Raw genomic sequence first — 24596 nt, 5'->3', positions numbered from 1 at the left:
TGCGCTCCCAGCACCGAAGTGATTCTTTGCGAGCCCGTGGAAGGACGCCCCTTGGTCGCCTCGCGCAACCCCCAGTCCGACAGCATTTCCGACGTTTCCGGCTCCCGCCGCATCTCCTTCGCCAAGATTTCCGAGCCTCTCGAGGTTCCGGATCTGCTTGCGCTGCAGGTGGACAGTTTCGACTGGCTGGTCGGCAACGAAACCTGGCAGGCCCGGGTGGCCGCCGCCGAGGCCGAGGGCCGGTCGGACCTGTCCGGCCCCAGCGGCCTGGAAGAGATCTTCGAGGAGATCTCCCCGATCGAGGACTTCAGCGGCACCATGTCGCTGTCGTTCCGCGACCACCGCTTCGAGCCGCCGAAGAACACGGTCGACGAGTGCAAGGAGCGGGACGTCACCTACTCCGCGCCGCTGTTCGTCACGGCCGAGTTCATGAACAACGAGACCGGCGAGATCAAGAGCCAGACCGTCTTCATGGGTGACTTCCCGCTGATGACGCGCAAGGGCACCTTCGTGATCAACGGCACCGAGCGGGTCGTCGTGTCCCAGCTCGTCCGCTCGCCCGGTGTGTACTTCGAGCGCACGCCGGACAAGACGTCGGACAAGGACATCTTCACCGCCAAGGTGATCCCGTCGCGCGGCGCGTGGCTGGAGTTCGAGGTCGACAAGCGCGACATGGTCGGCGTCCGGCTCGACCGCAAGCGCAAGCAGAACGTCACCGTGCTGCTGAAGGCGCTCGGCTGGACCGACGCCCAGATCCTGGAGGAGTTCGGCGACTACGAGTCGATCCGGCTCACCCTGGAGAAGGACCACACGTCCGGCCAGGACGACGCGCTGCTCGACATCTACCGCAAGCTGCGTCCGGGTGAGCCGCCGACCCGCGAGGCCGCGCAGGCGCTGCTGGACAACTACTACTTCAACGGCAAGCGCTACGACCTGGCCAAGGTCGGCCGGTACAAGATCAACAAGAAGCTCGGCCGGGACGAGGCGCACGACACCGCGGTGCTGACGATCGACGACATCGTCGCCACGATCAAGTACCTGGTCGCGCTGCACGAGGGCAAGACCGAGCTGCCCGCCCCGACCGGTGAGATCGTGGTCGAGGAAGACGACATCGACCACTTCGGCAACCGCCGGCTGCGCACCGTCGGCGAGCTGATCCAGAACCAGCTCCGCACCGGCCTGGCCCGGATGGAGCGAGTGGTCCGGGAGCGGATGACGACCCAGGACGTCGAGGCGATCACGCCGCAGACCCTGATCAACATCCGTCCGGTGGTGGCGGCGCTGAAGGAGTTCTTCGGCACCTCCCAGCTGTCGCAGTTCATGGACCAGACCAACCCGGTCGCGGGCCTGACCCACAAGCGCCGGCTGAACGCGCTCGGCCCGGGTGGTCTGAGCCGGGAGCGGGCCGGCTTCGAGGTCCGCGACGTGCACCCGTCCCACTACGGCCGGATGTGCCCGATCGAGACCCCGGAAGGCCCGAACATCGGCCTGATCGGGTCGCTGGCCAGCTACGGCCGGGTGAACCCGTTCGGTTTCGTCGAGACGCCGTACCGCAAGGTCATCGACGGCCAGGTCACCGACCAGGTCGACTACCTGACCGCGGACGAGGAGGACCGGTTCGTCATCGCGCAGGCGAACGCCGCGCTGAACGACGAGAACCGGTTCGCCGAGGACCGGGTGCTGGTCCGCCGGCGGCACGGTGAGGTCGAGCTCGTGCTGACCGAGGACGTGGACTACATGGACGTCTCGCCGCGCCAGATGGTGTCGGTGGCGACCGCGATGATCCCGTTCCTCGAGCACGACGACGCCAACCGCGCGCTGATGGGCTCCAACATGCAGCGCCAGGCCGTTCCGCTGATCACCGCGGACGCGCCGCTGGTCGGCACCGGCATGGAGTACCGCGGTGCGGTCGACGCCGGTGACGTGGTGGTGGCCGACAAGGCCGGTGTGGTCAAGGAGGTCTCGGCCGACCTGATCGAGATCGCCGCCGACGACGGCACCTACCAGACCTACCGGCTGGCGAAGTTCCGCCGCTCGAACCAGGGCACCTGCATCAACCAGCGCCCGCTGGTCGACGCCGGGCAGCGGGTCGAGGTCAACTCGCCGCTGGCCGACGGTCCGTGCACCGACGAGGGCGAGATGGCGCTCGGCCGCAACCTGCTGGTCGCCTTCATGCCGTGGGAGGGCCACAACTACGAGGACGCCATCATCCTCAGCCAGCGCGTGGTCCAGCAGGACCTGCTGACCTCGATCCACATCGAGGAGCACGAGGTCGACGCCCGGGACACCAAGCTGGGTCCGGAGGAGATCACCCGGGACATCCCGAACGTCTCCGACGAGATGCTGGCCGACCTGGACGAGCGCGGCATCATCCGGATCGGCGCCGAGGTCACCACCGGTGACATCCTGGTCGGCAAGGTCACCCCGAAGGGCGAGACCGAGCTGACCCCGGAGGAGCGGCTGCTGCGCGCGATCTTCGGTGAGAAGGCTCGTGAGGTCCGCGACACCTCGCTGAAGGTTCCGCACGGCGAGAACGGCACCGTCATCGGCGTCCGCGTCTTCGACCGCGACAACGGCGACGAGCTGCCGCCGGGCGTGAACCAGCTGGTCCGGGTGTACGTCGCCCAGAAGCGGAAGATCTCGGTCGGCGACAAGCTGGCCGGCCGGCACGGCAACAAGGGCGTCATCTCCAAGATCCTGCCGGTCGAGGACATGCCGTTCCTCGAGGACGGCACCCAGGTCGACATCATCCTGAACCCGCTGGGCGTGCCCGGCCGGATGAACGTCGGCCAGGTGCTCGAGACCCACCTCGGCTGGGTCGCCAGCCGCGGCTGGGAGATCGACCCGGAGAACCAGGAGGAGTGGGCCCAGCGGCTGATCAAGATCGGCGCCGGCTCCGCCGCTCCGATGACGAACGTCGCCACCCCGGTCTTCGACGGCGCCAAGGAGGAGGAGGTCACCGGCCTGCTCGGCTCCACGCTGCCGAACCGCGACGGCGTCCGGATGGTCGACAGCACCGGCAAGGCCCGGCTGTTCGACGGCCGTTCGGGTGAGCCGTTCCCGGAGCCGATCGGTGTCGGCTACATGTACATGCTGAAGCTGCACCACCTGGTCGACGACAAGATCCACGCGCGGTCGACCGGTCCGTACTCGATGATCACCCAGCAGCCGCTGGGTGGTAAGGCCCAGTTCGGCGGTCAGCGGTTCGGCGAGATGGAGGTGTGGGCCCTGGAGGCCTACGGCGCCGCCTTCGCGCTGCAGGAACTGCTGACGATCAAGTCCGACGACGTGGTCGGCCGGGTCAAGGTGTACGAGGCGATCGTCAAGGGCGAGAACATCCCGGAGCCGGGTATCCCGGAGTCCTTCAAGGTTCTGGTCAAGGAAATGCAGTCCCTGTGCCTGAACGTGGAAGTGCTCTCGTCCGACGGAAGCCGGGTCGAGATGCGCGACAGCGAGGAGGACGTCTTCCGTGCTGCGGAGGAACTGGGCATCGACCTGTCCCGGCGTGAGCCGAACAGCGTTGAAGAGGTCTGAGCGGGTTGCCGCTTGAGATCAACACACAACTCACTCAGACCATCTTTACTAGGAGATAACACATCGTGCTCGACGTGAACTTCTTCGACGAGCTTCGGATCGGCCTGGCCACCGCGGACGAGATCCGTCAGTGGTCGCACGGCGAGGTCAAGAAGCCCGAGACGATCAACTACCGGACCCTCAAGCCTGAGCGTGACGGTCTGTTCTGCGAGAAGATCTTCGGTCCCACCCGGGACTGGGAGTGCTACTGCGGCAAGTACAAGCGCGTTCGCTTCAAGGGCATCATCTGCGAGCGGTGTGGCGTCGAGGTCACCCGCTCCAAGGTGCGCCGCGAGCGGATGGGCCACATCGAGCTGGCCGCGCCGGTCACCCACATCTGGTACTTCAAGGGTGTCCCGTCGCGGCTCGGCTACCTGCTCGACCTCGCCCCGAAGGACCTCGAGAAGGTCATCTACTTCGCGGCGTACATGATCACCGACGTCGACGACGAGGCCCGGCACCGCGACCTGTCCTCGCTCGAGGGCCGGGTGGACGTGGAGCGCAAGCAGCTCGAGAACCGTCGTGACAACGACATCGAGCAGCGGATGAAGAAGCTCGAGGAGGACCTGGCGCAGCTCGAGGCCGAGGGCGCCAAGGCCGACGTCCGCCGCAAGGTGAAGGAAGGCGCCGAGCGCGAGGTCAAGCAGCTGCGCGACCGCGCGCAGCGGGAGATCGACCGCCTCGACGAGGTCTGGACCCGGTTCAAGAACCTGAAGGTCCAGGACCTGGAGGGCGACGAGATCCTCTACCGCGCCATGAAGGAGCGGTTCGGCAAGTACTTCGAGGGCGCCATGGGCGCGGCCGCGATCCAGCGCCGGCTGGAGACCTTCGACCTGAAGGCCGAGGCGGACAACCTGCGCGAGACGATCAAGACCGGCAAGGGCCAGCGCAAGACCCGCGCCCTGAAGCGGCTCAAGGTCGTCACCGCGTTCCTGCAGACCAACAACAGCCCGATGGGCATGGTGCTGGACTGCGTCCCGGTGATCCCGCCGGACCTGCGTCCGATGGTCCAGCTCGACGGTGGCCGGTTCGCCACCTCGGACCTGAACGACCTGTACCGCCGGGTGATCAACCGGAACAACCGGCTCAAGCGACTGCTCGACCTGGGCGCGCCGGAGATCATCGTCAACAACGAGAAGCGGATGCTGCAGGAGGCCGTCGACGCGCTGTTCGACAACGGCCGCCGTGGCCGTCCGGTCACCGGCCCGGGCAACCGGCCGCTGAAGTCGCTGTCCGACATGCTCAAGGGCAAGCAGGGCCGCTTCCGGCAGAACCTGCTCGGTAAGCGCGTCGACTACTCCGGTCGTTCGGTGATCGTCGTCGGCCCGCAGCTGAAGCTGCACCAGTGCGGTCTGCCGAAGGCGATGGCGCTGGAGCTGTTCAAGCCGTTCGTGATGAAGCGGCTGGTCGACCTCAACCACGCGCAGAATATCAAGTCCGCCAAGCGGATGGTCGAGCGCCAGCGCGCCCAGGTCTGGGACGTGCTGGAAGAGGTCATCACCGAGCACCCGGTGCTGCTGAACCGCGCGCCCACCCTGCACCGGCTGGGTATCCAGGCGTTCGAGCCGCAGCTGATCGAGGGCAAGGCGATCCAGATCCACCCGCTCGTCTGCTCCGCGTTCAACGCGGACTTCGACGGTGACCAGATGGCGGTGCACCTGCCGCTGTCGGCCGAGGCGCAGGCCGAGGCCCGGATCCTGATGCTGTCGACGAACAACATCCTGAAGCCGGCCGACGGCCGTCCGGTCACGATGCCGACCCAGGACATGATCATCGGCATCTACTTCCTGACCATGCTGAAGGAAGGCGCGCTGGGCGAGGGCCGGGCGTTCAGCTCGGTGGCCGAGGCGCTGATGGCGTTCGACCGCAACGAGCTGTCGCTGCAGGCCAAGATCACGCTGCGTCTGGACGGGTCCGCCGTACCGGCCGGCGCCGTGGAGAACGGTCGTGGGTTCTCGCTGGAGACCACGCTGGGCCGGGCGCTGTTCAACGAGACGCTGCCGGCGGACTACCCGTTCGTCGACGTCGAGGTGGGCAAGAAGCAGCTGGGCGGGATCGTCAACGACCTGGCCGAGCGGTACTCCAAGGTCCAGGTGGCCAACTGCCTGGACGCGCTGAAGGACCTCGGTTTCCGCTGGGCCACCCGGTCCGGTGTGACCGTGTCGATCGACGACTTCAGCACGCCGCCGTCCAAGCCGGAGATCATGGCCCGGTACGAGTCGCAGGCCGAGAAGGTCCAGAAGCAGTTCGAGCGAGGCCTGATCACCTCGTCCGAGCGGCGCCAGGAGCTGATCGAGATCTGGACCGGCGCCAACGCCGAGGTCGGCAAGGCGATGGAGGAGAACTTCGAGAAGGCCAACCCGATCTGGATGATGGTCCACTCGGGCGCCCGGGGCAACATGATGCAGATCCGGCAGATCGCCGGTATGCGTGGCCTGGTGGCCAACCCGAAGGGTGAGATCATCGCCCGGCCGATCAAGTCCAACTTCCGTGAGGGCCTGTCGGTGGTCGAGTACTTCATCGCCACCCACGGCGCCCGGAAGGGTCTGGCCGACACCGCGCTGCGGACCGCCGACTCCGGGTACCTGACCCGTCGTCTGGTGGACGTCTCGCAGGACGTGATCATCCGCGAGGAGGACTGCGGCACCGAGCGCGGTCTGCCGAAGAAGATCGGCGAGCCCGGTCCGGACGGCAAGGTCGTGCACGCGGAGAACGTCGAGACCAGCGCGTACGCACGGACGCTGGCCACCGACGCCATCGGTCCGGACGGCAAGGTCGTCCTCGAGGCCGGCAGCGACCTCGGCGACGTCTCGATCGCCATCCTGGTCGAGGCCGGGCTGGAGGAGGTCAAGGTCCGCTCCGTGCTGACCTGTGACGCCAAGACCGGGACCTGCGCGAAGTGCTACGGCCGTTCGCTGGCGACCGGCAAGCCGGTCGACATCGGCGAGGCGGTCGGCATCATCGCGGCCCAGTCCATCGGTGAGCCGGGTACGCAGCTGACCATGCGTACCTTCCACACCGGTGGTGTCGCGGGTGATGACATCACCCACGGTCTGCCGCGTGTCGTCGAGCTGTTCGAGGCCCGGCAGCCCAAGGGCAAGGCGCCGATCTCCGAGGCGGCCGGCCGGATCTCGATCGAGGACACCGACAAGACCCGCAAGCTGGTGCTCACCCCGGACGACGGTTCCGAGGAGGTCGCCTACCCGGTGTCGAAGCGTGGCCGCCTGCTGATCGAGGAAGGTCAGCACGTCGAGGTCGGTCAGCAGCTGACGCAGGGTACGCCGGACCCGCAGGAGGTTCTGCGGATCCTCGGTGTGCGCAAGGCGCAGGAGCACCTGGTGGACGAGGTCCAGGAGGTGTACCGGTCGCAGGGTGTGGCCATCCACGACAAGCACATCGAGATCATCGTCCGGCAGATGCTGCGCCGGGTCACGGTGATCGAGTCGGGCGACGCCCAGCTGCTGCCGGGTGAGCTCGCGGACCGGATCATGTTCGAGGCGGAGAACCGCCGGGTGGTCGCCGAGGGCGGCACGCCGGCCTCCGGCCGTCCGGTGCTGATGGGTATCACCAAGGCCTCGCTGGCGACCGAGTCGTGGCTGTCGGCCGCCTCCTTCCAGGAGACGACCCGCGTCCTCACCGAGGCCGCGATCCACGGCAAGTCCGACTCGCTGGTCGGTCTGAAGGAGAACGTCATCATCGGAAAGCTGATCCCGGCGGGTACCGGCATGGACCGTTACCGCAACATCCGGGTGGAGCCCACCGAGGAGGCGAAGGCCGCGATGTACTCGATGGTCGGCTACGAGTCGTACGACTACGACTTCGGCCCGTCCACCGGTCAGTCGGTCCCGCTCGACGACTTCGATCTCGGTTCCTACCAGAACTGATTCGAGTCATTCCGCGAAAGGCGGCACTCCTGCTGGAGTGCCGCCTTTCGGCGTTTCCGGGCCCGGTACGACGGGTGCCGGGAAAGACACTCGGGGTGGCGGCTGAAAGTGTCCCTGTGATGCGCCAAGATTGGTCCATGACGGATCTCCCGGCCTACCTGCGCCCTTTCGTCCTGGGGGTGCTGGACGGCCCCGGCGTCCGGGTCGACCGGCTCGGGGAGATCGACTTCTACCGCCCGGCCGGAACCGCCCGGACCGGCGCGATTCTCTTTGTGCACGGGGGTCCTGGGCCCGCCGGCCTCGAGGTGCTGCCTCGCGAGTGGCCGGTGTACCGGGGTTATGCGACCGCTGCCGCCCGGCGTGGCGTGGTGGCCGCTGTCGTCGACCACAGCCTGATCCACGGCTTCGACCAGTTGGTCACCGCCGCGGACGAGGTGGAGGCTGCGATCGGCGTACTGCGATCCGACCCACGGGTCGACCCCGATCGGGTCGCCCTGTGGTTCTTCTCCGGCGCCGGACTGCTGGCAGGGGAGTGGCTGGACAGCCGCCCCGACTGGCTGCGTTGCGTCGCCCTGACCTATCCCCTGCTCGCCACCCCGCCCGGTGTCGAAGAACTGGTCAATGCCGCCGAAGTGATTGGCAAACACAAGGACCTGCCGGTACTGCTGACAAGGGCCGGACTCGAGCTGGAGGAGCTCGCCGGTCCGGTCGCGGAGTTCGTCTCCGCCGGTGGTACCGCGCTGGACATCATCGACGTACCGAAAGGGCACCACGGGTTCGACATGCTCGACCACACCGAAGAATCACGCGCCGCCGTCGCCAAGGCCCTGGACTGGGCGATCGCCCACCTGGGTGAGGAGCCGGACGGCCAGAACAAGCTCCTTGTTCCTCCTCCTCCCGCCAAGCCGACCACCCGGCGTACGACGACCGCCGCCAAGCCCACCGTGACCGCCAAGGCAGCCAAGGCGCCCGCTGACCCCGCCAGTCAGCCGAAGCCCAGCCCTGCACCGGCCCCGGCAGCCCCCACGGCGGCTCCTGCCGCACCCCCGGCTCCCGAGCCCACTCCCACCCCGGCCGTCGCCCCCACGGCCACACCGCTGGCCAGTGTCGCCGCCGCCACGGTCGCGGCTGCCACGGTCGATACCCCTGCGGCTCGCGTGGTCGCCCGCGAGCACTCCGCGTACGCCGCCCATGACCTGGAGGCGTTCCTGGCGATGTACTCGCCGACCGCGCGGATCGTGCTGGCCGACGACAGCGAGCTGAAGGGCCGGCGCTTCCTCCGCGAGTACTACCGGCCACGCTTCGACGCCGGCCGGTGCAAGACCGAGGTGGTGCAGAAGCTGATGCTCGGCGAGTGGGTGGTCGAGCACATCCTGGCCTACGACTCCGGCGAGCCGATCCCGATGATCGCGCTGTACCGCGTGACCGAGGGGCTGATCGCCGAAGTCCAGTTCCGGGCCTGAGCCCGTGTCCGAGTCCGTGTCCGAGTCTGGGGCGCTGTCCGCCCCGATCGACCACCTGGCCGAGTTCGAGCGGACGGCCGCGCAGTTCGCGGCCGTCCTGGACAGCGTCGACCCGGCCGCGGCGGTGCCCGGCTGCCCCGGCTGGACGCTGGCCGACCTGGCGTTGCACGTCGGCTCCGGTCAGCGCTGGGCCGCGTCCATCCTGCTGAGCGGCGCCAGGCAGAAGGTCCCGGAGGTGCTCCGTACGACGGTCTCCTGGGCCGACTGGTATGCGGGCACGACCGCCGCCCTGGCCGCCGCGATCCGGGCCGTCGACCCGGACGAGCCGTGCTGGAACTTCGCACCGGTCGAGCAGCGCGCCGGATTCTGGTCGCGCCGGCGCATGCATGAGACGGTCATCCACCTCGTGGACGCGGTCCAGACCGGGGCAGCCCCGGATCAACGGGCGGCCAGTGGTCTTACCGCCGTACCTCCGGAGCTTGCGGCGGACGGGGTGGACGAGGTGTTCGGGGTGTTCCTGCCCCGGATGCTGGCCCGCGGGTTCGATCCGGCGGTCACCCGGCAGCTCGGCGTCCGGGCGACCGACACCGGTGACGAATGGACGCTGAGCCCTGTGCCACAAGGCGATCGGCCGCATGTCGAGCGCGGGAAGGCGGCCGGCGAAGCGGTCCTCTCGGGGACCGCGGCCGAGCTCGACCTGTGCCTGTGGAAACGCTTGCCGGGGAGCGTCCTGACGGTCGAGGGAGACCCCGCCGTGGCAGCCGCTTTCCTCTCCGGGAAGGCCACTCCGTAGACCCTGTAAACTGGAGGAGCGGAAGGGCCTCGGTTCCGGTCGGTTACTCATTTTGACCGTGCTTCAGGCAGCCGCTAGTCTTAACGATCGTGCCCGGGTCATCCTGGGCCGTCATGCGTGCCCCTCGTCGAACGGGTCTGCGCGCGTGGCACGGGACTCCTGCCGACAGTCTGGAAGTTCAAGGCTTTCGGTGCGCCCGTGAACACGCGACACACCCGACCGCGGGGGTCAGGCGAACGCAGCAGAAGAAAGCCGGACGACAGAAAGAGACCTACGCGGTGCCCACCATTCAGCAGCTGGTCCGCAAGGGCCGCCAGGACAAGGTGTCCAAGAACAAGACGCCGGCCCTGAAGGGTTCCCCTCAGCGTCGCGGTGTGTGCACGCGCGTCTACACCACCACGCCGAAGAAGCCGAACTCGGCCCTTCGCAAGGTCGCGCGTGTCCGCCTGACCAGCGGCATCGAGGTCACCGCGTACATCCCCGGCGTCGGCCACAACCTGCAGGAGCACTCGATCGTGCTCGTGCGTGGCGGTCGTGTGAAGGACCTGCCGGGTGTCCGGTACAAGATCATCCGCGGTTCGCTCGACACCCAGGGTGTGAAGAACCGGAAGCAGGCCCGCAGCCGTTACGGCGCGAAGAAGGAGAAGAGCTAATGCCGCGCAAGGGTCCCGCCCCGAAGCGGCCGGTCATCATCGACCCGGTCTACAGTTCGCCGCTCGTCACCCAGTTGATCTCCAAGATCCTGGTCGACGGCAAGAAGCAGATCGCGCAGAGCATCGTCTACAGCGCGCTCGAGGGCACCCGCACGAAGACCGGCACCGACCCGGTCATCACGCTGAAGCGTGCGCTCGACAACGTGAAGCCGAGCATCGAGGTGAAGAGCCGCCGGGTCGGTGGCGCCACCTACCAGGTGCCGATCGAGGTCAAGCCGGGCCGCTCCACCACGCTGGCGCTGCGCTGGCTGACGACGTACTCCCGGGCCCGTCGCGAGAAGACGATGGCCGAGCGCCTGATGAACGAGATCCTGGACGCCTCCAACGGCCTGGGAGCCTCGGTCAAGCGCCGCGAGGACACGCACAAGATGGCCGAAGCCAACAAGGCTTTCGCCCACTACCGCTGGTGATCCGGGGTCCGATCCGGACCCCAGCGCTCACCCTTTTGACGCAGTACAGAATCGAGAGGTAGACCACCGAGGTGGCCGTACAAATCACCACCGACCTGGCCAAGGTCCGCAACATCGGGATCATGGCTCACATCGACGCCGGCAAGACGACGACGACCGAGCGGATCCTCTTCTACACCGGTATCACCTACAAGATCGGTGAGGTCCACGAGGGCGCCGCCACGATGGACTGGATGGAGCAGGAGCAGGAGCGCGGCATCACGATCACGTCCGCCGCGACGACCTGCACCTGGAAAGACCACACCATCAACATCATCGACACCCCGGGCCACGTCGACTTCACCGTCGAGGTGGAGCGTTCGCTGCGCGTGCTCGACGGCGCCGTCGCGGTCTTCGACGGTGTCGCCGGTGTGGAGCCGCAGTCCGAGACCGTCTGGCGTCAGGCGGACCGGTACGGCGTGCCGCGGATCTGCTTCGTCAACAAGCTGGACCGGACCGGCGCGGAGTTCATGCGCTGCGTCGACATGATCCGCGACCGCCTCGCCGCGATCCCGCTGGTCATGCAGCTGCCGATCGGCGCCGAGGCCGACTTCATCGGCGTCATCGACCTGGTCGAGATGCGGGCGCTGACCTGGCGCGGCGAGACCAAGATCGGTGAGGACTACACGGTCGAGGAGATCCCGGCCACCCACACCGAGCTGGCCGCCGAGTGGCGCGACAAGCTGATCGAGACGGTCGCCGAGGCCGACGACGAGGTCATGGAGCTGTACCTGGAGGGCGAGGAGCCGACCAAGGAGCAGCTGAAGGCCGCGATCCGGCGGGCGACCCTGGCCAGCAAGCTGACCCCGGTCCTGACCGGCACCGCGTTCAAGAACAAGGGCGTGCAGCCGCTGCTCGACGCGGTCAACGACTACCTGCCGAGCCCGATCGACGTCCCGGCCATCGAGGGCCACGACGTCAAGGACGCCGAGCAGGTCGTGCTGCGCAAGCCGGACGACAGCGAGCCGTTCTCGGCGCTGGCGTTCAAGATCGCGGCCGACCCGCACCTGGGCAAGCTGACCTTCATCCGGGTGTACTCGGGCAAGCTCGAGACCGGCACCCAGGTGCTGAACCCGACCAAGGGCCGCAAGGAGCGGATCGGCAAGATCTACCGGATGCACGCGAACAAGCGTGAGGAGATCGCGTCGATCGGCGCCGGCCACATCGTCGCCGTGATGGGCCTGAAGGACACCACCACCGGTGAGACCCTGGCCGACCCGTCGAACCCGGTCGTGCTGGAGTCGATGCAGTTCCCGGCCCCGGTCATCTCGGTCGCCATCGAGCCCAAGTCGAAGGCCGACCAGGAGAAGCTGGGCGTCGCGATCCAGCGGCTCGCCGAGGAGGACCCGACCTTCCAGGTCCGGACCGACGAGGACACCGGCCAGACCATCATCGCCGGGATGGGCGAGCTGCACCTCGAGGTGCTGGTCGACCGGATGAAGCGTGAGTTCCGCGTCGAGGCGAACGTCGGCAAGCCGCAGGTCGCCTACCGCGAGACCATCACCAAGAAGGTCGAGAAGGTCGACTACACGCACAAGAAGCAGACCGGTGGTTCGGGTCAGTTCGGTCGCGTGATCATCGACATCGAGCCGACCTCCGTCGAGGCCGGCGGCGAGGGCGGCTACGAGTTCGTCAACGCCGTCACCGGTGGCCGCATCCCGCGGGAGTACATCCCGTCGGTGGACGAGGGCTGCCAGGAGGCGATGGAGTTCGGTGTCCTCGCGGGCTACCCGATGGTGGACGTCAAGGTCACGCTGCAGGACGGCGCGTACCACGACGTCGACTCCTCCGAGCTCGCGTTCAAGATCGCCGGTTCGATGGCGTTCAAGGATGCCGCCCGCAAGGCCGGGCCGGTCATCCTGGAACCGATGTTCGCCGTCGAGGTCACCACGCCCGAGGACTACATGGGCGACGTGATCGGCGACCTCAACTCCCGCCGTGGCCAGATCCAGTCGATGGACGAGGGCCCCGGTGGCAGCCGGGTCGTGAAGGCCCTGGTGCCGCTGTCGGAGATGTTCGGGTATGTCGGTGACCTGCGTTCCAAGACGCAGGGCCGCGCGTCCTACTCGATGCAGTTCGATTCCTACGCCGAGGTTCCGAAGAACGTGGCGGAAGAGATCATCAAGAAGGCCCGGGGCGAGTAGTCTCTCGCTCCTGACCAACACCCCAAGCGCGTCGGCGTACGGCGTAGTCAACATTTATCTAGGAGGGCCCCAGTGGCGAAGGCGAAGTTCGAGCGGACTAAGCCGCACGTCAACATCGGCACCATCGGTCACATCGACCACGGTAAGACCACGCTTACCGCGGCGATCACCAAGGTGCTGCACGACAAGTACCCGGACCTCAACGAGGCGTCGGCCTTCGATCAGATCGACAAGGCGCCCGAAGAGCGTCAGCGCGGTATCACCATCTCCATCGCGCACGTCGAGTACCAGACCGAGGCCCGGCACTACGCCCACGTCGACTGCCCGGGTCACGCGGACTACATCAAGAACATGATCACCGGTGCGGCCCAGATGGACGGCGCGATCCTGGTCGTCGCCGCCACCGACGGCCCGATGCCGCAGACGCGTGAGCACGTGCTGCTCGCCCGTCAGGTCGGCGTGCCGGCGATGGTCGTGGCACTGAACAAGTGCGACATGGTCGACGACGAGGAGATCCTGGAGCTCGTCGAGCTCGAGGTTCGCGAGCTGCTCTCGGAGCAGGAGTTCGACGGCGACAACGCGCCGATCGTCCGCGTCGCCGCTCACCCGGCGCTGCAGGGCGACGCCAAGTGGGGCGAGTCGATCGTCGAGCTGATGAACGCCGTCGACGAGTACATCCCGCAGCCGGAGCGCGAGATCGACAAGCCGTTCCTGATGCCGGTGGAGGACGTCTTCACCATCACGGGTCGCGGCACCGTCATCACCGGCCGGATCGAGCGCGGTGTCATCAAGGTCAACGAGACCGTCGACATCGTCGGCATCCGTCCGGAGAAGCAGACCACCACGGTCACCGGTATCGAGATGTTCCGGAAGCTGCTGGACGAGGGCCAGGCCGGTGAGAACGTCGGTCTGCTGCTTCGTGGCACGAAGCGCGAGGACGTCGAGCGCGGCATGGTTGTCATCAAGCCGGGCACCACGACCCCGCACACCAACTTCGAGGCCTCGGTCTACATCCTGTCCAAGGAGGAGGGCGGCCGTCACACGCCGTTCTTCCAGAACTACCGGCCCCAGTTCTACTTCCGTACCACGGACGTGACCGGTGTCGTGCAGCTTCCCGAGGGCACCGAGATGGTCATGCCGGGCGACAACACCGACATGTCGGTCGAGCTGATCCAGCCGATCGCCATGGAGGACGGTCTGAAGTTCGCGATCCGCGAAGGTGGCCGCACCGTCGGCGCCGGCCGGGTCACCAAGATCATCAAGTGATCTCACGAGGTCCGCGAGGGCTCGCACGCTGAGCCCCCGCGGACCTCTGCTTTGCGCCCGATCCGGCGCTCAGGTGGGCCGGATCAGGCGTGAGGCCACCCGATTGGCGTTTCGACGCCGATCTCTGGCACAATATTCAGGTTGCTCAGGCGAGGCCGCCGGGGTGCGCCACAGACTCATTCCCGGGTCTGGCGGGTGCGCCGGACCGGAGACCATGCCGAGGTTCCGGTCCGAGACCGGGCCCCGATCTCCATCCCAGGTCGAAGAAGCGGTGAGTCACGTGCGGGCCGCGTCCGCGACACACCCGACCGCGGGGGTCGGAGCAACGCAACGAAGACGATAGAGAAGGACGAAGCGAAGCGATGGCGGGACAGAAGATCCGCATCCGGCTGAAGGCCTACGACCACGAGGTCATCGACAGCTCGGCGCGCAAGATTGTCGACACGGTGACGCGTACTGGTGCGAAGGTTGCTGGCCCGGTGCCGTTGCCGACGGAAAAGAACGTGTTCTGCGTCATCCGCTCGCCGCACAAGTACAAGGACAGCCGCGAGCACTTCGAGATGCGCACCCACAAGCGGCTCATCGACATCATCGACCCCACGCCGAAGACCGTCGACTCGCTGATGCGGCTCGACCTGCCGGCCGGTGTCGACATCGAGATCAAGCTCTGAGGGACGCGAACAACCAATGAGCAAGCACAAGAACACGCGCGGTCTGCTGGGCACCAAGCTCGGCATGACCCAGACCTGGGACGAGAACAACCGTGTCGTCCCCGTCACCGTGATCCAGGCCGGCCCCTGCGTCGTGACCGAGGTTCGCACCTCGGACAGCCACGGGTACGACGGCGTCCAGATCGCCTTCGGCGACATCGACCCACGCAAGGTGACCAGCCCGATGCGCGGCCACTTCGACAAGGCCGGCGTGACGCCGCGGCGCCACCTGCTGGAGCTGCGCACCGCCGACGCCAGCGAGTACACGCTGGGCCAGGAGATCAAGGCCGAGGCGTTCGAGGCCGGTGAGCTGGTCGACGTCTCCGCCACCAGCAAGGGCAAGGGCTTCGCCGGTGTGATGAAGCGGCACGGCTTCGGCGGTCTGCGGGCCACCCACGGTGTGCACAAGAAGCACCGCTCGCCGGGCTCCATCGGCGGCTGCGCCACCCCCGGACGGGTCTTCAAGGGCCTGCGGATGGCCGGCCGGATGGGCAACGAGAAGGTCACCACGCAGAACGTGTCGGTCCACGCGATCGACGCCGACCGCGGCCTGATCCTGCTGAAGGGCGCCGTCCCCGGCCCCAAGGGCGGCCTCGTGCTGATCCGCAACGCCGCGAAGGGAGCTGCCAAGTGAGCACCGTCGACGTCGTCGTCGTGAAGGGCGACAAGGTCAGCAAGAAGGGCTCCGCCGAGCTTCCGGCCGAGCTGTTCGACGTCCAGGTCAACATCCCGCTGATCCACCAGGTCGTGGTGGCCCAGCTGGCCGCGGCCCGCCAGGGCACGCACAAGACCAAGACCCGCGGTGAGGTCTCCGGTGGCGGCGCGAAGCCGTACCGGCAGAAGGGCACCGGTCGCGCCCGCCAGGGCTCGACCCGCGCGCCGCAGTTCACCGGCGGTGGCGTGGTCCACGGCCCGGTGCCGCGTGACTACAGCCAGCGGACCCCGAAGAAGATGATCGCCGCCGCGCTCCGCGGTGCGCTCTCGGACCGGGCCCGCGACGGCCGCGTGCACGTGGTCGAGCAGTTCGTGGACGGCGACAAGCCGTCGACGAAGTCCGCGCTGAAGGTGCTGTCCGAGGTCACCGACCCGGGCAAGGCGCTGGTCGTGGTCGAGCGCGCCGACGAGCTCACCTGGCTGAGCCTGCGCAACGTGCAGCACGTGCACCTGATCGCCGCCGACCAGCTGAACGCGTACGACGTGCTGGTCAGTGACGCGGTCGTGTTCACCAAGGGTGCGCTGGACGCGTTCGTCGCCGGCGCCCCGAAGGGCAAGTCCGTGAAGGCTGTCGCGACGTCGACCGAAGCCGAGGAGGTAGAAGCATGAGCCACGGAGTCAACAAGGACCCGCGGGACGTGCTGCTGCGGCCGGTCGTGAGCGAGAAGAGCTACGGCCTGCTGGACGAGCAGAAGTACACGTTCGAGGTCGACCCGAACGCCAACAAGACCGAGATCAAGCTCGCGGTCGAGAAGGTCTTCAAGGTCAAGGTCAGCGACGTGAACACCATCAACCGCAAGGGCAAGCGCCGCCGGACCCGGTCCGGCTGGGGCAAGCGCCCGGACACCAAGCGGGCGATCGTGACCCTCAAGGGTGACGACCGCATCGACATCTTCGGAGGCCAGTCGTAATGGGAATCCGCAAGTACAAGCCGACGACGCCGGGCCGCCGTGGCTCGAGCGTGGCCGACTTCGTCGAGCTCACCCGTTCGACCCCCGAGAAGTCGCTGCTGCGTCCGCTGCCGAAGAAGGGCGGCCGGAACAACTCCGGCAAGATCACCACCCGGCACCAGGGCGGCGGTCACAAGCGGGCGTACCGGCTGATCGACTTCAAGCGGTACGACAAGGACGGCGTCCCGGCGAAGGTTGCCGAGATCGAGTACGACCCGAACCGCACCGCGCGGATCGCGCTGCTGCACTACGTCGACGGCGAGAAGCGCTACATCCTCGCCCCGTCGAACCTGAAGCAGGGCACGATCGTCGAGAACGGTCCGGCCGCCGACATCAAGATCGGCAACAACCTGCCGCTGCGCAACATCCCGGTCGGCTCCACGGTGCACGCCGTCGAGCTGCGCCCGGGCGGCGGCGCCAAGATGGGCCGCTCGGCCGGCGCCAGCATTCAGCTGGTCGCGAAGGAAGGCCGGATGGCCACCCTGCGGATGCCGTCCGGCGAGGTCCGGATGGTCGACGTGCGCTGCCGCGCCACCCTCGGTGAGGTCGGCAACGGCGAGCAGTCGAACATCAACTGGGGCAAGGCCGGCCGGATGCGCTGGAAGGGCAAGCGCCCGACCGTTCGCGGTGTCGCGATGAACCCGGTCGACCACCCGCACGGCGGTGGTGAGGGCAAGACCTCGGGTGGTCGCCACCCGGTGTCCCCGTGGGGCAAGCCCGAGGGCCGCACCCGCACCCGCAAGGAAAGCGACCGCATGATCGTCCGGCGCCGCAAGGCCGGCAAGAAGCGCTGATAGGGAGCCGGCCAGATGCCACGCAGTCTCAAGAAGGGCCCGTTCGTCGACCACCACCTGATGAAGAAGGTGGAGGTGCAGAACGAGAAGGGCACCAAGAACGTCATCAAGACCTGGTCCCGCCGATCGATGATCGTGCCGGACATGATCGGCCACACGCTGGCGGTGCACGACGGCCGCAAGCACGTGCCCGTGTTCGTGACGGACGCGATGGTCGGGCACAAGCTCGGCGAGTTCGCGCCGACCCGGACGTTCAAGGGTCACGAGAAGGACGACCGGAAGTCACGGCGTCGCTGACCCCGGTCAGTGACGAAGCGAAAGCAACCTACGGAGAGATTCGAACATCATGAGCGTTCAAGAGCGTAGGGCGATCAGCGCCCGTCGCGAGAGCCTGCTGGGCGACGAGCCCGGGGCCTTCGCGGTCGCGCGCTTCGTCCGCGTGACGCCGATGAAGGCGCGCCGCGTGGTCGACCTGGTGCGCGGTCTGGGCGTCGACGACGCACTCGCCACTCTGAAGTTCGCCCCGCAGGCCGCTGCCGCGACCGTGTACAAGGTCGTCGACAGCGCCGCGGCGAACGCCGAGGGCACCGAGCACCTGAGCCGGGCCGACCTGGTCGTGGCGAAGGCCTTCGTGGACGAGGGCCCGACGCTGAAGCGTCACCGCCCGCGTGCCCAGGGCCGCGCCACCCGGATCGACAAGCGGACCAGCCACATCACTGTCGTGGTGGCGCCGCGGGTCGAGGAGGAGCCGGTCGAGAAGGCCCCCGCCAAGAAGTCGGCCAAGAAGGCCGACACGGCCAAGAAGTCCCCGGCCAAGAAGGCTCCGGCTGACCAGGCCGAGGCCGCGGAGAAGCCGGCCAAGAAGGCGACCGCCAAGAAGTCGGCCGCCAAGAAGGCCACCGCTGAGAAGAAGGAGTCCTGACTGTGGGACAGAAGGTAAACCCGCACGGGTTCCGTCTCGGCATCAGCACCGACCACAAGAGCCGCTGGTACGCCGACAAGCTCTACAAGGACTACGTGGGCGAGGACGTCAAGATCCGCCGCCTGCTGAGCAAGGGCATGGAGCGCGCCGGCATCTCCCGCGTGGAGATCGAGCGCACCCGTGACCGGGTCCGCGTGGACATCCACACCGCCCGTCCGGGCATCGTCATCGGTCGCCGCGGCGCCGAGGCGGACCGGATCCGGGGCAGCCTGGAGGAGCTCACCGGCAAGCAGGTGCAGCTGAACATCCTCGAGGTGAAGAACTCCGAGGTCGACGCTCAGCTGGTCGCGCAGGGCGTGGCCGAGCAGCTGTCCGGCCGCGTGGCGTTCCGCCGCGCGATGCGCAAGGCGATGCAGACCACCATGCGTGGCGGCGCCCTGGGCATCCGGATCCAGTGCTCCGGCCGCCTCGGTGGCGCGGAGATGTCCCGGTCGGAGTTCTACCGCGAGGGCCGGGTGCCGCTGCACACGCTCCGCGCGGACATCGACTACGGCTTCTACGAGGCCCGCACGACCTTCGGCCGGATCGGCGTGAAGGTCTGGATCTACAAGGGTGACGTCGCCGGCTCCCGCGCCGAGCGCGAGGCGCAGGCCGCGGCCCGGGCCGCCACTCAGCAGCGCCGTCCGGCCCGTCGCGACGACCGTGGTGGTCGTGGTGGCGACCGCGGTGGCCGCGGTGGCGACCGCCGGGACGACCGTCGGGGACAGCGCGACGAGGCCCCCCGGGCCGAGGCGCCGGCTGCTGCCGACAAGCCCGCCGAGACGACCGGAACGGAGAGCTGACCGATGCTCATCCCCCGCAAGGTCAAGCACCGCAAGCAGCACCACCCGAAGCGCTCCGGCGCTGCCAAGGGTGGCACCACGCTGGCCTTCGGTGACTTCGGCATCCAGGCGCTGGAGAGCCACTACGTCACCAACCGGCAGATCGAGTCCGCGCGTATCGCGATGACCCGGCACATCAAGCGTGGCGGAAAGGTGTGGATCAACATCTACCCCGACCGCCCGCTGACCAAGAAGCCGGCCGAGACCCGGATGGGTTCCGGCAAGGGTTCGCCGGAGTGGTGGATCGCCAACGTGAAGGCCGGTCGCGTGATGTTCGAGCTGTCCGGTGTTCCGGAGGAGATCGCTCGCGAGGCCATGCGCCGCGCGATTCACAAGTTGCCGATGAAGTGCCGCTTCATCACCCGAGAGGCAGGTGAGAACTGATGGCTACCCTGACCGCCGCCGAGTTGCGGAACCTGGGCCGGGACGAGCTGCTGACGAAGCTCGGTGAAGCCAAGGAGGAGCTGTTCAACCTCCGGTTCCAGGCTGCCACGGGTCAGCTGGAGTCCCACGGCCGGCTGCGCGCCGTCCGCAAGGACATCGCCCGCATCTACACGGTGCTGACCGAGCGCGCGCTCGGCATCACCGAGGACGTCGACGCCGCCCCGGCGGCCGAGACCGAGGTCGAGGCCGACGCCGAAGCCGACGCGGACGACAGCGAGAAGGCTGGGAGCAAGGCATGACCGAGAACGCGAAGGACGAGACCGTGAGCACGACCACCACCGAGGCGCGAGGCCGCCGGAAGACCCGTGAGGGCCTGGTGCTGAGCGACAAGATGGACAAGACCGTCGTGGTCCAGGTCGAGGACCGGGTCAAGCACCACCTCTACGGCAAGGTCATCCGCCGCACCAGCAAGCTCAAGGCCCACGACGAGCAGAACGCCGCCGGCATCGGCGACCGCGTCCTGCTGATGGAGACCCGGCCGCTGTCTGCGACCAAGCGCTGGCGCGTCGTCGAGATCCTCGAGAAGGCCAAGTAGTTCCCGGCCCAGCGCTTCGGCGCTGTCCGGCAACCAATCGAAATCATTCGTTCCGCAAGGCTCACGGACGTGAGAACCAGCGAGACAACCAGGAGATCAACAGATGATCCAGCAGGAGTCGCGACTGAAGGTCGCCGACAACACGGGTGCCAAGGAGATCCTTTGCATCCGCGTGCTCGGTGGCTCCGGTCGGCGCTACGCCGGTGTCGGTGACACGATCGTCGCCACCGTCAAGGACGCGATCCCGGGCGGTGGTGTGAAGAAGGGTGACGTCGTCAAGGCGGTCGTCGTGCGGACCGTGAAGGAGCGCCGGCGTCCGGACGGCTCCTACATCCGGTTCGACGAGAACGCCGCCGTCATCCTGAAGGCCGACGGCGAGCCGCGTGGTACCCGCATCTTCGGGCCGGTCGGCCGGGAGCTGCGCGAGAAGCGCTTCATGAAGATCATCTCGCTCGCTCCGGAGGTGCTCTGAGATGGCGCAGAAGAAGCTGCACGTGAAGAAGGGTGATCTCGTCCGCGTGATCGCCGGCAAGTCCAAGGGGCTCGAGGGCAAGATCATCCAGGTCTTCCCGGACGACGAGAGCATCATCGTCGAGGGCGTCAACCGGGTGAAGAAGCACACCAAGGTGCAGCAGGCCCAGCGCGGCGGCACCACCGGTGGCATCGTCACCCAGGAGGCCCCGATCCACGTGTCCAACGTGGCGCTGCTGGTCGAGGTCGAGAAGGACGGCAAGAAGCAGAAGGTGACCACCCGCGTCGGCTACAACCGCGTCGAGGTGCAGAAGCGCCGCCCGGACGGTTCGACGTACACCGGTTACCGGAGCGTCCGGATCGCGCGGCGTACCGGCGAGGAGATCTGATGACCACCGCAGTTACCGAGACCAAGGTCCAGCCGCGGCTGAAGACGAAGTACCGCGAGGAGATCGTCGGCAAGCTGCAGGACCAGTTCCAGTTCGAGAACGTCATGCAGGTGCCCGGCCTCACCAAGATCGTGGTGAACATGGGCGTCGGCGAGGCGGCTCGCGACTCGAAGCTGATCGACGGCGCGGTGAAGGACCTGGCCGCGATCACCGGCCAGAAGCCGCAGGTCACCAAGGCCCGCAAGTCGATCGCGCAGTTCAAGCTGCGCGAGGGGATGCCGATCGGCGCCCACGTGACGCTGCGCGGCGACCGGATGTGGGAGTTCCTGGACCGGCTGCTGGCGCTCGCGCTGCCGCGGATCCGCGACTTCCGCGGCCTGTCGGCGAAGCAGTTCGACGGCACCGGGAACTACACCTTCGGCCTGACCGAGCAGGTGATGTTCCACGAGATCAACCAGGACCGCATCGACCGGGTCCGCGGGATGGACATCACCGTGGTGACCACCGCGAAGAACGACGACGAGGGCCGGGCGCTGCTGCGCGCGCTGGGCTTCCCGTTCAAGGAGAACTGACGTGGCGAAGACAGCACTCAAGGTCAAGCAGGCCCGGAAGCCGAAGTTCGCGGTGCGCGGTTACACCCGCTGCCAGCGCTGCGGCCGGCCGAAGGCGGTCTTCCGCAAGTTCGGCCTGTGCCGGATCTGCCTGCGGGAGATGGCGCACCGGGGCGAGCTGCCCGGTGTGACCAAGTCCAGCTGGTGACCGTCTCCACCCCCGATCTTCTCCCTACTCACCATCTAGTCACCGTAGGTCGCCGAGCGGCGAAACCACGGCGGGAAAGAGGCCCCAGGCCATGACGATGACCGACCCGATCGCAGACATGCTGACGCGTCTGCGCAACGCCAACCAGGCGTACCACGAGTCGACCTCGATGCCGTACAGCAAGATCAAGCAGGGCATCGCCGACATCCTCCAGCAGGAGGGCTACATCTCCTCCTACAAGGTGGAGGAGCCCAAGGAGGGCGCCGTCGGCAAGACCCTGATCGTCGACCTCAAGTTCGGTCCCAGCCGGGAGCGCTCCATCGCGGGCGTCCGGCGGATCAGCAAGCCGGGCCTGCGGGTCTACGCGAAGTCGACCAACCTGCCCAAGGTTCTCGGTGGCCTGGGCGTCGCGATCATCTCGACGTCCCAGGGGCTGCTGACGGACCGCCAGGCCAAGAACAAGGGCGTCGGCGGGGAAGTCCTCGCCTACGTCTGGTGACGAAGAACCGGAAGGAGGACCACTTTCATGTCTCGCATCGGTAAGCTCCCGATCTCGGTCCCGTCCGGCGTCGACGTCACGATCGACGGCCAGACGGTCACCGTGAAGGGTCCCAAGGGTCAGCTCTCGCACGTCGTCGCTGAGCCCATCGCGGTCAACCGGGACGAGGACGGCACGATCGCCGTCACCCGCCCGGACGACCAGCGCAAGAGCAAGGAACTGCACGGCCTGTCCCGCACCCTGATCGCCAACCTGGTGACCGGTGTGACGGAGGGCTACGAGAAGAAGCTCGAGATCGTCGGCGTCGGGTACCGCGTCCTGTCCAAGGGACCGACCCAGCTGGAGTTCTCGCTCGGGTACAGCCACACCATCACGGTGGACGCGCCGGAGGGCATCACGTTCAACGTCGAGGCCCCGACCCGTTTCTCGGTGCAGGGAATCGACAAGCAGTCCGTCGGCGAGGTTGCCGCCAACATCCGCAAGCTGCGCAAGCCCGAGCCGTACAAGGGCAAGGGTGTGCGGTACGCCGGCGAGCAGGTGCGCCGCAAGGTCGGAAAGGCTGGTAAGTAACCATGGCGATCGGACTGCGTCCGCACAAGCACTCCGCGAAGAAGACCGCGTCCCGGCTTCGTCGCCAGATCCGGGTCCGGAAGAAGATCAACGGCACGGCCGACCGGCCGCGGCTGGTGGTCACCAAGTCGTCGAAGCACCTGTTCGTGCAGGTCATCGACGACGTGGCCGGCAAGACGCTGGTGTCCGCCTCCACCATGGAGGCCGACCTGCGCGGCGCGGAGGCGAACAAGACCGACAAGGCCAAGACCGTCGGCGGGCTGATCGCCGACCGGGCCAAGGCTGCCGGCATCGACTCGGTCGTCTTCGACCGGGCCGGGAACAAGTACCACGGCCGCATCGCGGCCCTGGCCGACGCCGCCCGCGAGGGCGGGCTCGGCTTCTGACCGGCGACACAAACACAGGAAGAGGTAGTTCGACATGAGCGGAGGCCAGCAGCGTCGCGGAGGCGGCGCCGGTGGTGAGCGCCGTAACCGCGACGGTGGTCGCGGCGCGGCAGCCGACAAGACCGCCTACATCGAGCGCGTGGTAGCCATCAACCGTGTCGCCAAGGTCGTGAAGGGTGGTCGTCGCTTCAGCTTCACCGCCCTCGTGGTCGTCGGCGACGGTGAGGGCACCGTCGGTGTGGGTTACGGCAAGGCCAAGGAGGTGCCCGCGGCGATCGCCAAGGGTGTCGAGGAGGCCAAGAAGGCGTTCTTCAAGGTGCCGAGGATCCAGGGCACCATCCCGCACCCGGTCCAGGGTGAGAAGGCCGCCGGCGTGGTGCTGCTGCGCCCGGCCGCTCCCGGTACCGGTGTCATCGCGGGTGGCTCGGCGCGCGCCGTACTGGAGTGCGCCGGGATCCACGACGTGCTGAGCAAGTCGCTGGGTTCGGCGAACGCCATCAACGTGGTGCACGCCACGGTGGAGGCGCTGCGGAGCCTGGAGACCCCGGAGGCCGTGGCCGCGCGTCGTGGCCTGCCGGTCGAGGACGTCGCTCCGGCGGCGCTGCTGAAGGCGCGGGCGGAGGTGTCGTCCTGATGGCACGCCTGAAGGTGACCCAGACCCGTTCCGCCATCGGTGGCAAGCAGAACCAGCGCGACACGCTGCGCACCCTGGGCGTCAAGCGGATCGGCGACACCGCCGTCCACGAAGACCGCCCCGAGGTTCGCGGCATGGTTCGCACGGTTCGCCACCTCATCACCGTCGAGGAGGTCGACTGACATGGCGCTGAAGGTTCACCACCTGCGTCCGGCGCCCGGTGCCAAGACCGCCAAGACCCGCGTGGGTCGTGGTGAGGGCAGCAAGGGCAAGACCGCCGGCCGCGGTACCAAGGGCAGCAAGGCGCGCAACAACATCCCCGAGTACTTCGAGGGTGGCCAGATGCCGCTGCACATGCGGCTGCCGAAGCTGAAGGGTTTCAAGAGCAGGAACCGGGTGGAGTTCCAGGTCGTTAACCTGGACAAGCTCGGACAACTGTTCCCCGAGGGTGGCGAGGTCGGCGTGGCCGACCTGGTCGCCAAGGGCGCGGTCCGTCGCGGTCAGCCGGTGAAGGTGCTGGGTGACGGCGAGCTGACCGTGGCACTGCAGGTTTCGGTGCACAAGTTCTCCAAGTCCGCCCAGGAGAAGATCCAGGCGGCCGGGGGGACCATCACCGAGGTGTGATGTCCAGGGCTCGTGCGAGCCGGCGCTTG

General features: G+C 67.6%; 28 protein-coding genes and 1 pseudogene. All 29 read left to right on the top strand.

The features are described 5' to 3' along the window. Positions 1–51 precede the first annotated feature (51 nt). The 29 genes and pseudogenes from rpoB to rplO all read left to right on the top strand — a co-directional run bounded on the left by rpoB (position 52) and on the right by rplO (position 24567). Positions 52–3534 carry a DNA-directed RNA polymerase subunit beta gene (gene rpoB / locus ACWCOV_RS13520; protein ID WP_449829525.1) on the top strand — a complete coding sequence of 1161 codons (3483 nt, stop codon included), beginning with the start codon at positions 52–54 and terminating at the stop codon, positions 3532–3534. Positions 3535–3599: 65 nt separating this feature from the next. After that, positions 3600–7457, top strand: a complete 3858-nt coding sequence (locus tag ACWCOV_RS13515) for a DNA-directed RNA polymerase subunit beta' (RefSeq protein ID WP_449829524.1) — start codon at positions 3600–3602, stop codon at positions 7455–7457. Positions 7458–7594: 137 nt separating this feature from the next. After that, a complete protein-coding gene (locus tag ACWCOV_RS13510) occupies positions 7595–8920 on the top strand; it encodes a nuclear transport factor 2 family protein (RefSeq protein ID WP_449829523.1) in 1326 nt (441 codons plus the stop codon). Between the two features lie 4 nt (positions 8921–8924). Further along, positions 8925–9713, top strand: coding sequence for a maleylpyruvate isomerase N-terminal domain-containing protein (locus tag ACWCOV_RS13505; RefSeq protein ID WP_449829522.1), 789 nt, complete (start codon positions 8925–8927; stop codon positions 9711–9713). A 278-nt stretch (positions 9714–9991) separates the two neighbouring features. After that, complete coding sequence (gene rpsL, locus ACWCOV_RS13500) at positions 9992–10366, top strand: 30S ribosomal protein S12 (RefSeq protein WP_012923692.1); 375 nt, start codon at positions 9992–9994, stop codon at positions 10364–10366. Further along, positions 10366–10836: a 30S ribosomal protein S7 gene (gene rpsG, locus ACWCOV_RS13495; RefSeq protein WP_360527719.1), complete on the top strand. Its 471-nt coding sequence runs from the start codon at positions 10366–10368 to the stop codon at positions 10834–10836. Before rpsL ends, rpsG begins: the two co-directional genes overlap by 1 nt. Before the next feature lie 71 nt (positions 10837–10907). Then, positions 10908–13019 (top strand): elongation factor G, encoded by a 2112-nt coding sequence (gene fusA, locus ACWCOV_RS13490; RefSeq protein ID WP_449829521.1) that lies wholly within the window; start codon positions 10908–10910, stop codon positions 13017–13019. 72 nt (positions 13020–13091) lie between these two features. After that, positions 13092–14285, top strand: coding sequence for an elongation factor Tu (gene tuf / locus ACWCOV_RS13485; RefSeq protein WP_449829520.1), 1194 nt, complete (start codon positions 13092–13094; stop codon positions 14283–14285). A gap of 362 nt (positions 14286–14647) precedes the next feature. Continuing rightward, positions 14648–14956, top strand: a complete 309-nt coding sequence (gene rpsJ, locus ACWCOV_RS13480; RefSeq protein WP_012923688.1) for a 30S ribosomal protein S10 — start codon at positions 14648–14650, stop codon at positions 14954–14956. 16 nt (positions 14957–14972) lie between these two features. Next, the gene (rplC, locus tag ACWCOV_RS13475) at positions 14973–15629 is read left to right on the top strand and encodes a 50S ribosomal protein L3 (protein WP_360527728.1); all 657 of its coding nucleotides are present in this window, start codon (positions 14973–14975) and stop codon (positions 15627–15629) included. Then, on the top strand, positions 15626–16318 hold the full coding sequence (rplD, locus tag ACWCOV_RS13470) for a 50S ribosomal protein L4 (RefSeq protein WP_449829519.1): 693 nt from the start codon (positions 15626–15628) through the stop codon (positions 16316–16318). Before rplC ends, rplD begins: the two co-directional genes overlap by 4 nt. Beyond that, positions 16315–16620 carry a 50S ribosomal protein L23 gene (gene rplW, locus ACWCOV_RS13465; protein WP_132147597.1) on the top strand — a complete coding sequence of 102 codons (306 nt, stop codon included), beginning with the start codon at positions 16315–16317 and terminating at the stop codon, positions 16618–16620. Before rplD ends, rplW begins: the two co-directional genes overlap by 4 nt. Continuing rightward, positions 16620–17453, top strand: coding sequence for a 50S ribosomal protein L2 (rplB, locus tag ACWCOV_RS13460; protein WP_360527735.1), 834 nt, complete (start codon positions 16620–16622; stop codon positions 17451–17453). The genes rplW and rplB overlap by 1 nt, the downstream gene beginning before the upstream one ends. A 15-nt stretch (positions 17454–17468) precedes the next feature. Then, complete coding sequence (rpsS, locus tag ACWCOV_RS13455) at positions 17469–17750, top strand: 30S ribosomal protein S19 (protein ID WP_131361012.1); 282 nt, start codon at positions 17469–17471, stop codon at positions 17748–17750. Between the two features lie 49 nt (positions 17751–17799). Next, positions 17800–18276: pseudogene (gene rplV / locus ACWCOV_RS13450) on the top strand (50S ribosomal protein L22); the annotation flags it as partial. A 101-nt stretch (positions 18277–18377) separates the two neighbouring features. Next, on the top strand, positions 18378–19217 hold the full coding sequence (gene rpsC, locus ACWCOV_RS13445; RefSeq protein WP_360527738.1) for a 30S ribosomal protein S3: 840 nt from the start codon (positions 18378–18380) through the stop codon (positions 19215–19217). A 3-nt stretch (positions 19218–19220) separates the two neighbouring features. Then, on the top strand, positions 19221–19640 hold the full coding sequence (rplP, locus tag ACWCOV_RS13440) for a 50S ribosomal protein L16 (RefSeq protein WP_132147608.1): 420 nt from the start codon (positions 19221–19223) through the stop codon (positions 19638–19640). After that, complete coding sequence (gene rpmC / locus ACWCOV_RS13435) at positions 19640–19939, top strand: 50S ribosomal protein L29 (RefSeq protein WP_449829518.1); 300 nt, start codon at positions 19640–19642, stop codon at positions 19937–19939. The genes rplP and rpmC overlap by 1 nt, the downstream gene beginning before the upstream one ends. A gap of 23 nt (positions 19940–19962) precedes the next feature. Beyond that, positions 19963–20235 carry a 30S ribosomal protein S17 gene (rpsQ, locus tag ACWCOV_RS13430; RefSeq protein WP_449829580.1) on the top strand — a complete coding sequence of 91 codons (273 nt, stop codon included), beginning with the start codon at positions 19963–19965 and terminating at the stop codon, positions 20233–20235. Between the two features lie 103 nt (positions 20236–20338). After that, a complete protein-coding gene (gene rplN / locus ACWCOV_RS13425) occupies positions 20339–20707 on the top strand; it encodes a 50S ribosomal protein L14 (RefSeq protein ID WP_012923677.1) in 369 nt (122 codons plus the stop codon). Position 20708: 1 nt separating this feature from the next. Next, positions 20709–21095 carry a 50S ribosomal protein L24 gene (gene rplX, locus ACWCOV_RS13420; RefSeq protein ID WP_449829517.1) on the top strand — a complete coding sequence of 129 codons (387 nt, stop codon included), beginning with the start codon at positions 20709–20711 and terminating at the stop codon, positions 21093–21095. Next, a complete protein-coding gene (rplE, locus tag ACWCOV_RS13415) occupies positions 21095–21667 on the top strand; it encodes a 50S ribosomal protein L5 (protein WP_396387218.1) in 573 nt (190 codons plus the stop codon). Before rplX ends, rplE begins: the two co-directional genes overlap by 1 nt. A gap of 1 nt (position 21668) precedes the next feature. Next, positions 21669–21854, top strand: coding sequence for a type Z 30S ribosomal protein S14 (locus ACWCOV_RS13410; protein WP_012923674.1), 186 nt, complete (start codon positions 21669–21671; stop codon positions 21852–21854). A gap of 91 nt (positions 21855–21945) precedes the next feature. Further along, complete coding sequence (rpsH, locus tag ACWCOV_RS13405; RefSeq protein WP_131360997.1) at positions 21946–22353, top strand: 30S ribosomal protein S8; 408 nt, start codon at positions 21946–21948, stop codon at positions 22351–22353. 27 nt (positions 22354–22380) lie between these two features. Continuing rightward, positions 22381–22923 carry a 50S ribosomal protein L6 gene (gene rplF, locus ACWCOV_RS13400; RefSeq protein WP_449829516.1) on the top strand — a complete coding sequence of 181 codons (543 nt, stop codon included), beginning with the start codon at positions 22381–22383 and terminating at the stop codon, positions 22921–22923. A 2-nt stretch (positions 22924–22925) separates the two neighbouring features. Then, the gene (gene rplR, locus ACWCOV_RS13395; protein ID WP_132318727.1) at positions 22926–23309 is read left to right on the top strand and encodes a 50S ribosomal protein L18; all 384 of its coding nucleotides are present in this window, start codon (positions 22926–22928) and stop codon (positions 23307–23309) included. A 34-nt stretch (positions 23310–23343) separates the two neighbouring features. Next, positions 23344–23943, top strand: coding sequence for a 30S ribosomal protein S5 (rpsE, locus tag ACWCOV_RS13390; protein ID WP_449829515.1), 600 nt, complete (start codon positions 23344–23346; stop codon positions 23941–23943). Continuing rightward, entirely contained in the window at positions 23943–24125 is a 183-nt protein-coding gene (gene rpmD / locus ACWCOV_RS13385; protein WP_449829514.1) for a 50S ribosomal protein L30, read from the top strand. The genes rpsE and rpmD overlap by 1 nt, the downstream gene beginning before the upstream one ends. A gap of 1 nt (position 24126) precedes the next feature. Further along, the gene (rplO, locus tag ACWCOV_RS13380) at positions 24127–24567 is read left to right on the top strand and encodes a 50S ribosomal protein L15 (RefSeq protein WP_449829513.1); all 441 of its coding nucleotides are present in this window, start codon (positions 24127–24129) and stop codon (positions 24565–24567) included. Positions 24568–24596: the final 29 nt, after the last annotated feature.

The sequence above is a fragment of the Kribbella sp. NPDC002412 genome (assembly GCF_053592935.1).
Note: the sequence above shows the minus strand (reverse complement) of the source record. Positions and strands in the feature narration are given on the sequence as shown.